This window comes from Aeromonas sp. ASNIH5 (genome assembly GCF_002902865.1).
GTDB classification, from domain to species: Bacteria; Pseudomonadota; Gammaproteobacteria; order Enterobacterales; family Aeromonadaceae; genus Aeromonas; species Aeromonas caviae.
The window spans coordinates 1,872,577-1,884,545 of the sequence record NZ_CP026122.1 but is presented as its reverse complement, the minus strand read 5'-3'; the positions used below and the strand labels follow the sequence as shown (position 1 = coordinate 1,884,545).

Annotated in this window: 12 protein-coding genes; all 12 read left to right on the top strand. The window is 61.9% G+C overall.

Annotated features, from left to right (window positions below):
* Positions 1-13: 13 nt before the first annotated feature.
* Positions 14-448, top strand: coding sequence for a hypothetical protein (locus tag C2U30_RS08570; protein WP_199767374.1), 435 nt, complete (start codon positions 14-16; stop codon positions 446-448).
* Positions 449-582: 134 nt separating this feature from the next.
* Entirely contained in the window at positions 583-1,032 is a 450-nt protein-coding gene (gene nrdR / locus C2U30_RS08565) for a transcriptional regulator NrdR (protein ID WP_010675395.1), read from the top strand.
* A gap of 277 nt (positions 1,033-1,309) precedes the next feature.
* The gene (ribD, locus tag C2U30_RS08560) at positions 1,310-2,419 is read left to right on the top strand and encodes a bifunctional diaminohydroxyphosphoribosylaminopyrimidine deaminase/5-amino-6-(5-phosphoribosylamino)uracil reductase RibD (RefSeq protein WP_010675394.1); all 1,110 of its coding nucleotides are present in this window, start codon (positions 1,310-1,312) and stop codon (positions 2,417-2,419) included.
* Between the two features lie 55 nt (positions 2,420-2,474).
* Positions 2,475-3,128 carry a riboflavin synthase gene (locus C2U30_RS08555; RefSeq protein ID WP_041212973.1) on the top strand — a complete coding sequence of 218 codons (654 nt, stop codon included), beginning with the start codon at positions 2,475-2,477 and terminating at the stop codon, positions 3,126-3,128.
* 137 nt (positions 3,129-3,265) lie between these two features.
* Complete coding sequence (gene ribBA, locus C2U30_RS08550; protein WP_039040299.1) at positions 3,266-4,375, top strand: bifunctional 3,4-dihydroxy-2-butanone-4-phosphate synthase/GTP cyclohydrolase II; 1,110 nt, start codon at positions 3,266-3,268, stop codon at positions 4,373-4,375.
* A 133-nt stretch (positions 4,376-4,508) separates the two neighbouring features.
* Positions 4,509-4,979, top strand: a complete 471-nt coding sequence (gene ribH / locus C2U30_RS08545; protein WP_010675391.1) for a 6,7-dimethyl-8-ribityllumazine synthase — start codon at positions 4,509-4,511, stop codon at positions 4,977-4,979.
* Positions 4,980-4,993: 14 nt separating this feature from the next.
* Positions 4,994-5,407, top strand: a complete 414-nt coding sequence (gene nusB / locus C2U30_RS08540; protein WP_010675390.1) for a transcription antitermination factor NusB — start codon at positions 4,994-4,996, stop codon at positions 5,405-5,407.
* A gap of 57 nt (positions 5,408-5,464) precedes the next feature.
* Complete coding sequence (gene thiL, locus C2U30_RS08535; protein ID WP_043153245.1) at positions 5,465-6,424, top strand: thiamine-phosphate kinase; 960 nt, start codon at positions 5,465-5,467, stop codon at positions 6,422-6,424.
* Positions 6,421-6,909: a phosphatidylglycerophosphatase A family protein gene (locus C2U30_RS08530; RefSeq protein ID WP_103243619.1), complete on the top strand. Its 489-nt coding sequence runs from the start codon at positions 6,421-6,423 to the stop codon at positions 6,907-6,909. The genes thiL and C2U30_RS08530 overlap by 4 nt, the downstream gene beginning before the upstream one ends.
* A gap of 647 nt (positions 6,910-7,556) precedes the next feature.
* On the top strand, positions 7,557-9,281 hold the full coding sequence (locus tag C2U30_RS08525) for a dipeptide ABC transporter ATP-binding protein (protein WP_010675387.1): 1,725 nt from the start codon (positions 7,557-7,559) through the stop codon (positions 9,279-9,281).
* A 58-nt stretch (positions 9,282-9,339) separates the two neighbouring features.
* The gene (locus C2U30_RS08520) at positions 9,340-10,896 is read left to right on the top strand and encodes an ABC transporter substrate-binding protein (protein ID WP_010675386.1); all 1,557 of its coding nucleotides are present in this window, start codon (positions 9,340-9,342) and stop codon (positions 10,894-10,896) included.
* 96 nt (positions 10,897-10,992) lie between these two features.
* Positions 10,993-11,967: an ABC transporter permease gene (locus tag C2U30_RS08515; RefSeq protein WP_039040297.1), complete on the top strand. Its 975-nt coding sequence runs from the start codon at positions 10,993-10,995 to the stop codon at positions 11,965-11,967.
* The last annotated feature ends 2 nt before the right edge of the window (positions 11,968-11,969 follow it).

The window sequence follows — 11,969 nt, the reverse complement described above, 5'->3', positions numbered from 1 at the left end:
GACAGAGGTGACCATGTGCAATGACATGAAAGAGGACGTGCTGGAGGCGTCACTGCGGCAGACGGTTCGCGCCCAGTACCACTTTCGCGCCAGCGAACAGGGGCTGCTTGCCTGGGATGTGCGCCGCTTGATCCGGCTGAGCCGCAACCTGCCGGTGCAGGCGGTGGCACTCGGCGAGATTGCCGAGCTTGACCGCAACCACTGGTACGGCCATGGCGACGCCACGCCCACGGTGCGCAGCGTGGTGGCGCACTGCCAGCTCATGATGGCGGCGGATCTCGCCTATCCCATCCTGCTGGACAGCGCCGGTCGGGTGATGGATGGCATGCACCGGGTGGGCAAGGCGCTGATGCTGGGCCACAGCCATGTGGCTGCTCGCCGGTTCGCGGCGGATCCTGCCCCCGATTACCAGGATTGCGACCCCGAGGCGTTGCCCTATGACGACTGAGTCCTGCCCGAAGGCCTGGCAGGTTGTCCCTTGTTTTCATGGGCTTTTACCGGCTCTGGATGGCCGTGTTACACTGGCCGGCCTAGCGCCAGCCCCCGGGGCCTGCGCCCATTTTCATCCACGCCGGAGGTCAGATGCATTGCCCTTTCTGTAGTGCCGTTGATACCAAGGTGATCGATTCCCGTCTGGTGGCCGAGGGCCATCAGGTGCGCCGCCGTCGCGAATGCCTGCTCTGTCACGAGCGTTTTACCACCTTCGAAATGGCCGAACTGGTCATGCCCCGCGTCATCAAGTCCAACGGCTCCCGCGAGCCCTTCAACGAAGACAAATTGCGGGCCGGCATTCTGCGGGCGCTGGAGAAGCGGCCGGTGAGCATGGAGGCCATCGAGAAGGCGGTCAACCACATCAAGTCCCGCCTGCGGGCCACCGGCGAGCGCGAGGTGGCCTCCCAATTGGTGGGCAATCTGGTGATGGATGAGCTCAAGAGCCTGGACAAGGTGGCCTACATCCGCTTTGCCTCCGTCTACCGCAGCTTTGAAGACATTCGCGAATTCGGGGAAGAGATCGCCAAGCTGGAGAAGTAACGCCGGCCTGCCGCTCCCTACGTGAATAAGAGAGGGCCTGCCGTTGCGGCAGCGCCAGTTGTTACACCAGTGAGACATCCAGATAGCGCATCGTTGCACTGGTGAAAAAATATGAGGGCGTGCGGCCGCATCCTGCGATGTGTGTGCCCGTCGCCATGGCGTCAGATGCCATGGCCGATCTGCCCGAGAAGGCGTGCGGCAAGCGCGTACACCCTATTTTCTTGTCCCATCGGATGGCCGTGCCACCGGGGACAGGTTGCTGGACACAGGAGCCCGGATGTTTAGTCAAGACGATTACCAATGGATGAGCCGGGCCCTCGAACTGGCCCGGCGCGGCCGTTACACCACGGCTCCCAACCCCTGCGTCGGCGCCGTGCTGGTGAAGGCCGGCGTGGTGGTGGGGGAGGGCTGGCACAAGCGGGCCGGTGAGCCCCATGCCGAGGTCTATGCCCTGCACGCGGCAGGGGAAGAGGCCCGCGGTGCCACCGCCTATGTGACCCTGGAGCCCTGCTCCCATCATGGTCGCACGCCGCCCTGCGCCGAGGCGCTCATCAAGGCCGGGGTGACCCGGGTGGTGGCTGCCATGGTGGATCCCAACCCCCAGGTGGGCGGGCGTGGCCTGCGGATGCTCTCCGAGGCGGGGATCAAGACCGATTTCGGCCTGCTGGCCGCGGAAGCCGAGGCCCTCAACCCCGGTTTCTTCAAACGGATGCGCACCGCGTTTCCGCTGGTGACGGTCAAGCTGGGGGCGAGCCTGGATGGTCGCACCGCCATGGCGAGTGGCGAGAGCCAGTGGATCACCTCTGCGGAGGCGCGCCGGGACGTGCAGCGACTGCGGGCCCGTCACGATGCGGTCCTCTCCAGCGCCGAGACCGTGCTGGCAGATGGCGCCTCCCTCACCGTGCGCTGGGACGAGCTGCCTCCCTCGGTCAAGGCGGTCTATCCCAAAGAGACCCTGCGCCAGCCACTGCGGGTCATCGTGGATTCGCAAAACCGGCTCACCCCGGATCTGCCCCTGTTCCAGAGCGAGAGCCCGGTACTGCTGGCCCGCCACAAGGCATCCGGTGAGTGGCCCGCCTGGGTGCAGCAGCTGGAGGTGCCGCTGCTGGATGGCAAGCTGGATCTGGTCAGCCTCTTCATGCTGCTGGCCAAACAGAACGTCAACTCGGTACTGGTGGAGGCGGGGCCACGGCTGTGCGGCGCCCTGCTGGAGAAGGGGCTGGTGGACGAGCTTGTGCTCTATCAGGCGCCCAAACTGATGGGGGATGAGGGGCGCGGCCTGTTCCATCTGCCGGGGCTGACCCGGCTGTTCCAGGCCCCCAAACTCAACCTCAAGGATGTGCGCATGCTTGGCCAGGATATTCGCATCACTGCGAAAATAGCCTGATTTTTCAATGTTCACGGGGGCATCCGTCGCCCCCGTCATCAGCAAGGTGATCTGCATGTTTACCGGAATTATCGAAGCGGTGGGAACCCTGGCCGAGCTGCGTCGCCAGGGGGAGGACATGGCCCTCACCGTGCACGCGCCGACCCTGGACTTCAGTGACGTCAAGCTGGGCGACTCCATCGCCACCAACGGCGTCTGCCTCACCGTGGTGGCGCTCGGGGATCACAGCTACACCGCCGACGTCTCCCTGGAGACCCTCTCCCGCACCGGTTTTTCTGCCGCCAAGGTGGGGGATCCGGTCAACCTCGAGAAGGCGTTGATGCCCACTTCCCGCCTCGGCGGCCACCTGGTCTCCGGCCACGTGGACGGCATCGGCGAGGTGAAGAGCAAATCGTCCAGCGGCCGCGCCATCGAATACTGGATCAAGGCGCCGGGGGAGCTCTCCCGCTACATCGCCGAGAAGGGGTCGATTGCGGTGGATGGAATCAGCCTCACCGTCAATGCGGTTCAGGGGGATCTGTTCCGGCTGACCATCGTGCCCCACACCGCCCAGGAGACCACCATCGCCCGCTGGAAACCCGGCTACCGGGTCAACCTCGAGGTGGACCAGATAGCCCGCTATCTGGAGCGGCTGATGACGGGCAAGCGCGAGCAGAGCAGTGCCTCTACCCTGACCCTGGAAAAGCTGGCCCAGTCCGGATTCTTGTGAGCCGTTTTGACGGGAAAACGCGGTTCTGTGATCCCGCGCGGATTGAAACGGGGCCGCGTGCCCCCATCTAGAGCACAATACGCAGTATCAAGTCGAGCCGACTGGCTCAATCCCCAAGCATGTTGATGGAGTAGCCCATGGCGCTGAGCACGACCCAGGAAATCATTGCCGATATCAAGGCTGGCAAGATGGTGATCCTGATGGATGACGAAGACAGGGAGAACGAAGGGGACCTGATCATGGCCGCCTCCTGTGTCCGCCCGGAAGACATCAACTTCATGGCGCGCTACGGTCGTGGCCTCATCTGCCTGACCCTGACCCGGGATCGCTGCAAGCAGCTGGCGCTGCCGCTGATGGTCGATCGCAACAATGCCCAGTTCTCCACCGCCTTCACCGTCTCCATCGAGGCGGCGGAAGGGGTGACCACCGGCATCTCCGCCGCCGACCGCGCCGTCACCGTGCAGGCCGCGGTGGCGCCCCATGCCAAGGCCGCCGATCTGGTGCAGCCCGGCCACATCTTCCCGCTGATGGCGCAGGATGGCGGTGTGCTGACCCGCGCCGGCCACACCGAAGCGGGCTGCGATCTGGCCCGGTTGGCCGGCTTCGAGCCAGCCTCCGTCATCGTCGAGATCCTCAACGAAGACGGCACCATGGCCCGGCGCCCGGATCTCGAGATCTTCGCCGAGCAGCACGGCATCAAGCTCGGCACCATTGCCGACCTTATCGAATACCGCAACCAGCACGAGACCACGGTAGAGAAGGTGGCCGAGTGCAAGTTGCCCACCGAATACGGCGAGTTCGACCTCGTCACCTTCCGCGACACCATCGACAACCAGGTGCACTTCGCCTTGAAGAAAGGGGACGTGAAGGCCGACCAGCCGACCTTGGTACGGGTGCACCTGCACGACGTGCTGAGCGATCTGTTGCTCACCGACCGCCACAGCGCCCGCAGCTGGCCGCTGCCCAAATCCATGGCCCGCATCGCCGACGAGGGCGGGGTGCTGGTGATCCTGGGGGCGGAAGCCCATGGCGCCGAGCTGCTGGCCAGGGTCAAGGGTTTTGAAGCCGCCGACAAGGGGCTGGCACCGGAAGGGGCCAAGTGGCAGGGCACCTCGCGCCGGGTCGGGGTCGGTTCCCAGATCCTCAAGGCGCTGGGGGTCGGCAAGATGCGCCTGTTGAGCTCCCCCAAGAAGTACCATGCCCTCGGTGGCTTTGGTCTGGAAGTGGTGGAGTACGTCGGCGAGTAAGCGCTGCGTACGGTTGAATTCATCACCATGGCCGCCCGTTGCGGCCATGGTTTTTTGTCGCGGCTCTGTTGTGCTAGAATGCGTGCACTTTTGAGCCCGGCCCCTAATTGATTGCACAGAGACAGGATTTCCAATGAAGATTATCGAAGGAAATATCGCCGCTCCCGAGGCGCGTGTTGCTATTGTCGTTGCCCGTTTCAACAGCTTCATCAATGACAGCCTGGTGAACGGCGCGCTGGACGTGCTGAAGCGTCAAGGTCAGGTCCAGGAGAGCAATCTGACCCTGGTGCGCGTACCGGGGGCCGTCGAAATTCCCCTGGCGGCCAAGAAGCTGGCCAAGAGCGGTCAATACGACGCCATCGTCGCACTCGGCACCGTCATCCGCGGCGGTACCTACCACTTCGAACTGGTAGCGAGCGAGAACGGCAAGGGTCTGGCCCAGGTAATGATGGAATACGACATTCCCGTTGCCTTCGGCGTGCTGACCACCGAAAACATTGAACAAGCCATCGAACGCGCCGGTACCAAGGCGGGTAACAAGGGTGCAGAGGCTGCACTGAGCGCGCTCGAAATGATCAACGTCCTGAAACAACTGGACGTGTAACGAGGAGAAATGCATTGAAACCGTCCGAGCGCCGTAAGGCCCGCCATTGCGCCACCCAGGCCATCTACCAGTGGCAGATGACCCAGGCCAACGTGGGCGACATCGAAGAGCAGTTCAAGATCGATCAGGACACCAAGGGTGTGGACCTGAACTATTTCCGCGATCTGCTGTTCGGGGTAGCGGTCCACTGCAACGAGCTGGACAAGGTGTTCGCGCCTTTCCTCTCCCGTCCGCTGGAAGAAGTGGACATGGTGGACAAGGCGATCCTGCGTCTGGCGACCTACGAGCTGACCCGTCGTGAAGATGTGCCGCCGCGCGTGGTGATCAACGAAGCGATCGAGCTGGCCAAAGCCTTCGCCGCCGATGACAGCCACAAGTTTGTCAACGGCGTCCTGGACAAGGTGATCAAGACGCTGCCCAAGCGCTGATCCTGCTGTCCGTCAGCAATTAAGAGAGGAGCCAGCTTATTGCTGGCTTTTTACTGTATGGGTGAATTTGAGCTGATTGAGAAGTACTTCAAGGTCCCCCACGCCCGCAAGGACGTGGTGATGGGCCCTGGAGATGACTGTGCCCTGCTGACCCTGCCCCCCGACGCCCAGTTGGCGGTGAGCACGGACACCCTGGTGAGCGGCGTGCACTTCTTCCCCGACATGGATCCGGTGGATCTCGGCTACAAGGCGCTGGCGGTCAATCTCTCCGATCTGGCCGCCATGGGTGCCGAGCCGCGCTGGGTCTCCCTGGCCCTGACCCTGCCCGCCATCAACGAGCGCTGGGTCGCCGGTTTCGCCGAAGGGTTCCTCGAGCTCGCCGAGTACTACAACGTGGCGCTGGTGGGGGGGGACATGACCCGCGGGCCCCTCTCCATCACCGTCTCGGTGAAAGGATCGGTCCCGGCAGGTCGCGCCCTGCTGCGCAGCGGCGCCAAGGCCGGTGACGGGGTCTACGTGACCGGTACCCTGGGAGATGCCGCCCTGGCGCTCTCCCACCTGCTGGGCAAGCGCACCCTCAACGAGAACCAGCTGGCGGCCGTGCTGCCGCGCCTCGACCATCCCCATCCCCGCATCCTGGCCGGTCAGGCCCTGCGCGGGCTGGCCAGCAGCGCCCTGGATCTCTCCGACGGCCTGGCGTCTGATCTCGGCCACATCCTCAAGGCGTCCGGCGTGCGGGCCCAGATCGATCTCAATCTGCTGCCCCTCTCCCCCGTGTTGCAGGATGCAGTGCCGGCCATGGATGCCTGGCAGCTGGCCCTGGCCGGGGGCGACGACTACGAGCTCTGCTTCACCGTGCCCCAGGAGCATCACGGCGCCCTAGATACGGCGCTGGCCAATTGTGGCGTGAAGTTCACCCGCATCGGTCGCATCCTGGCCGGGGAGCCTGGTATCGACTACCTGCAGGACGAACAACCCGTCGAACTGCACCTCAAGGGCTGGGATCACTTCGCATGATGTCTTTCAAGATAAAGCCCGAGCTGACGCGGCTGAGCCTTAAAAACCCGCTCCACTTCCTTGCGGTTGGGTTTGGCTCCGGCCTCTCCCCCCAGGCGCCGGGCACCATGGGGACCCTGGCAGCCATCCCGCTCTATCTGTTGGTGAGCGGGCTGCCGACCTCCTGGTTCATCGCCCTGCTGGTGGTGGGTTTCGTGGCGGGCATCCGCATCTGCCAGAGCGCCACCGACGCCATCGGGATGCCGGATCACGGGGCTATCGTCTGGGACGAGGTCATCGGATTCGGGGTCACCATGATTGCGGCCCCGGCCGGCTGGGAGTGGGTGATGGCGGGTTTCGTGCTGTTTCGCCTATTCGACGTGCTCAAGCCCTGGCCCATCTCCTGGTTCGATCGCCGCATTCACGGCGGGCTTGGCATCATGCTGGACGATCTCATCGCCGGCCTGTTTGCCCTGGCCTGCATGCAACTGCTTGCCCACTGGTGAGGGGAGGCGGCTCCCGAACGCCCGTCTCGTTGTTTTTTCACTCATCTCCTCTTGCAAAGAGGTCGGATATACCGCACACGCAGGCCCTGAGGGGCCTGCGTTTTTTTGTATGCAATCCCTCCCGGCTTGCCGTGCCGGCGGGCCTGTGGCCCAGGTTGATCCTTCTGCATTGTCCCTATTTAGCTCTGCCTATTTTTCCTTACTCCGGATATGCTGCCGTCAAAAAATCATTTCACATAAATATTCACTACTCATTCGAAGCTGGTCAGCATAATGCTGATAGTGAATAAGATGGTTTGTTGCTATTTTGTTGAAACATAATTGGTTTATGGTCTCGCATTGCCAGCGTAATCTCTGGTAATGTGACTTTTATCGACATTTTAACCCCAGGGTGTCGGCATTCTCTGGGCAAAGTATTGCGAAATTGTATAACTGGATCATTTACACCCGCGGGCAAACCGACTAACTTACTCGCGGGTTATTCCAAAAAAATGCAAAAAACCCGCCCGGATCGCTGGTTTGGCTGCCTCATGGATTGAGCGTTAATTACACAACAACGGCTCTCGAGCAGTACCAAGGCACAACCAGCATCTGCGGCTGATTTACGGACGAATTATTTGGGACGGATGTCCCCCGCAGAGGTAACCATGTCCTTGCTTGAAGTCAAAAACTTGCGGATCGAGTACCCCTCCCGCTACGGGGTGCTTGCCGCGGTCAAGGATCTCTCTTTTTCTGTTGAAAAGGGCGAGATCGTCGGCGTCGTCGGTGAGTCCGGCGCTGGCAAATCCACCATCGGCAACGCCGTCATCGATCTGTTGAGCCCGCCCGGTCGCATCGCCCGTGGTGACATCTACCTCAACGGCGAGCTCATCTCCGGGAAGAGCCAGAACGAGATGCGGGCCATTCGCGGCTCGCGCATCGGTTTCATCTTCCAGGATCCCATGACCTCCCTCAATCCGCTGTTCACCGTGGAGCAGCAGCTGGTGGAGACCATCCTCGCCAACACCGACCTGTCCCGCGAGGCGGCCTTTGCCAAGGCCCTCGAGCTGATGGGGGCGGTGGGGATCCCGAACCCGGACGTGCGCATCAAGCAGTATCCTCACCAGTTCTCCGGTGGCATGCGCCAGCGGGTGGTGATCGCCATCGCCCTCTCCGGGGATCCCGAGCTCATCATCGCCGATGAGCCGACCACGGCGCTGGACGTCTCCATCCAGGATCAGATCCTCCAGCTCATCCGCAACCTGTGCAAAGAGCGCCAGGTAGGCTGCATGCTGGTGACCCATGACATGGGGGTGGTCTCCAACGTTACCGACAAGGTGGCGGTGATGTACCGCGGCGATCTGGTGGAGTTCGGCACCACGGAACAAGTGCTGGGCCGCCCCAATCACCCCTATACCCGCAGCCTCATCTCGGCGGTTCCCCGCTCGGATGTCAAGCTGGTACGCTTCCCCCTGGTCTCCTATATCGAGGATGCCGGTGCGGCGGATACCAGCATCGATCTCAAGACCCACTGGCTCGGCCAGAGTCAGGACGAGCGCACCTATGAAGGCGCGCTGTTGCGGGTGGAGAACGTGGATCTGAAGTTCGTCACCAAGGATTCCATCTTCCCGAGCCGCCGCCAGTACGTGCGCGCCTGCAACAACATCAGCTTCGAGATCTTCGAGGGTGAGACTTTCGGTCTGGTGGGGGAGTCGGGCTCCGGCAAGTCCACCATCGCCCGTGCCATCACCGGGCTCTATCCGCCCGACACCGGCAAGATTGTCTTCGAGGGGATCGATCTCACCGCCCTGAAAGGGGAGCACGAGCGTCGCCCCCTGCGCCGCCAGATGCAGATGGTGTTCCAGAATCCCTACTCTTCGATGAACCCGCGCATGAAGGTGCGTGACATCATCGCCGAGCCGATCCGCTTCCACCGCCTCGCCGAGAGCGAGCGGCAGATAGAGCAGATCGTCGGGGACCTGCTGGATCACGTGGGCCTGGGCCGCGGCGCCGGGGTCAAGTATCCCCACGAGTTCTCCGGTGGCCAGCGCCAGCGCATCTCCATTGCCCGCGCCCTGGCGACTCGCCCGCGCTTCCTCATCTGCGACGAGCCCACCTCGGCGCTGGATGTCTCGGTGCAGGCCCAGATCCTCAACCTGCTCAAAGACTTGCAACAGGAGCTTGGGCTCACCATGCTGTTCATCAGTCACGATCTGCCGGTCATCCGCCAGATGTGCGACCGCATCGGTGTGATGCAGCACGGTCATCTGGTGGAAGTGGCCGAGACCGAGAAACTGTTCACCAATGCCGAGCATGAGTACAGCCGCAAGCTGATCTCCCTCATGCCGGAATTCAAGGGAATGTCCCGCGAGGGGCTGGAAATCGCAAGCTAGGAAAGCACCGGTTCGCCGGTTTGTCTGTCAATAAAAAGCCAAAAGCATGGAGAAAGACATGAAGAAAGGATTATCCAAGATCGCCATGGCGCTGTTCGCCGCTGGTCTCGCGTTCAACGTTTCTGCTGCCGACATCAAGGTCGCCGTCGCGTCCGACGCCACCTCTCTGGACCCGCAGGAGCAGCTCTCCGGTCAGACCCTGGAGATGTCTCACCTGGTGTTCGACCCCCTGATGCGTTACACCCAGGATCTGCAGTTCGAGCCGCGTCTGGCCGAGAAGTATGAGCGCATCGACGACAAGACCGTCCGTTTCCACCTGCGCAAGGGTGTGAAGTTCCACTCCGGCAACGACTTCACCGCCGATGACGTGGTATGGACCGTCAACCGTCTGAAGGCCTCTCCGGACTTCAAGGCGATCTTCGACCCCATCGCCGAAGCCAAGAAGGTGGATGATTTCACCGTGGATCTCGTCACCGCCAAGCCGTTCCCGCTGGTGCTGCAGACCGTCACCTACATCTTCCCGATGGACTCCAAGTTCTATAGCGGCAAGACCGAGGCGGGCAAGGACAAGGCCGAGATCGTGAAGAACGGTGACTCCTTCGCCTCCACCAATGTCTCCGGTACCGGTCCGTTCAGCGTCAAGTTCCGCGAGCAGGGCGTGAAGCTGGAATACGTGCGCAACGCTAACTACTGGGACAAGGCCTCCAAGGGCAACGTCGAAAACCTGACCGTGGTACCGATCAAGGAAGACGCCACCCGTGTTGCAGCCCTGCTGGGCGGCGACGTGGACATGATCTACCCGGTTGCCCCGAACGATCTGGAGCGCGTGAAGAACGGCAAGGATTCCCAGCTGGTCACCCTGTCCGGTACCCGTGCCATCATCATCGAGCTGAACCAGAACACCAACCCGGCGCTGAAAGACAAGCGCGTGCGTCAGGCGATCAACTACGCCATCAACCAGGTGGGCATCGTCGACAAGATCAACAAGGGCTTCGGTACCCCGGCCGGCCAGCTGAGCCCGAAAGGCTACGCAGGATACAACGAGGCGCTCAAGCCCCAGTATGATCTGGCCAAGGCCAAGGAGCTGATGAAGGAAGCCGGTTACGAGAAGGGCTTCAAGATGAGCTTCATCTCCCCGGCTGCCCGCTACGTCAACGACGTCAAGATTGCCCAGGCCGTCTCCGCCATGCTGTCCAAGATCAACATCAAGGTGGATCTGAAGACCATGCCGGTGGCCCAGTACTGGCCGGAGTTTGACAAGTGCGCCGCTGACATGCAGCTGATCGGCTGGCACTCCGACACCGAAGACAGTGCGAACTTCTTCGAGTTCCTGACCTTCACCAAGGATGCCAAGACCGGCATGGGTCAGTACAACTGCGGCGGTTATGCCAACGCAGAAGCTGACAAGATGGTGATGGAAGCCAACACCGAGACCGATCCTGCCAAGCGTGCCGCCATCCTGCAGAAGGTGGAAGCCATGCTGATCGACGACGCTGCCTATGTGCCGCTGCACTGGGAAGACCTGGCCTACGGTGCCAAGAAGAACGTCGACATCAAGCCGGTGGTCAACGTGATGAACTTCCCTTATCTGGGTGACCTGGTGGTCAACAAGTAAGCGAAGCGTTTAAGGAAGGACCCGGCGGGGCACCCATGGTTGCCCCGCCATTAACAGAAGCCTGTGCCAAGACACAGGCCACGTAGAAGGACAAGCATGTTTACATTCCTGCTGAAACGGTTCTATCAGGCCGTGATAGTGATGTTCGTCATCAGCCTGGTCGCCTTCTCCATCCAGGACAACCTGGGGGATCCGCTGCGCGAGCTGGTGGGACAATCCGTCTCCGAGTCCGTGCGCCAGGAGCTGCGCGACAAGATGGGACTCAATGATCCCTTCCTCGTGAAATACAGCCGCTTCTTGAAGAACGCGGTACACGGGGATCTGGGCACTTCCTATTTCTTCAAGCGACCAGCCCTCGAGGTTATCCTCGACAAGCTGGTGGCTACCCTTGAGCTGGTGTTTGCCGCCGCGCTCATCATCGTCGTGGTCTCCATTCCGCTGGGGGTTTATTCGGCGATAAGACCGCGCAGCATCCTCACCAAGGTCATCATGGCGGTGAGCAGCATCGGCATCTCGATCCCGGTCTTCCTGACCGCCATCATGCTGATGTACCTCTTCTCCATCCAGCTGGGCTGGCTGCCGGCCTATGGCCGTGGCGAGACCTACAACCTGCTGGGCTGGGAGTCGGGCTTCTTCACCTGGGACGGTATCCTGCACCTGGTGCTGCCTGCGGTCTCCCTCTCCTCCATCATGCTGCCGCTGTTCATCCGGCTGGTACGCTCGGAGATGCTGGAGCAGCTCTCCTCCGAGTACGTCAAGTTTGCCCGTGCCAAGGGGTTGGACAACAACAAGGTCTACTACCAGCACGCCCTGAAGAACACCATGCTGCCGGTCATCACGGTGGGTGGTGTGCAGATCGGGACCATGGTTGCCTACACCATCCTGACCGAGAGCGTGTTCCAGTGGCCGGGGACCGGCTTCCTCTTCCTTGAGGCGATCCACCGGGTCGATACGCCGCTGATCACCGCCTACGTCATCTTCGTCGGCCTCATTTTCGTGGTGACCAATACCCTGGTCGACCTGCTCTACGGGTTGATCAACCCGACCGTCAACCTGACCGCCAAGGGGTAACA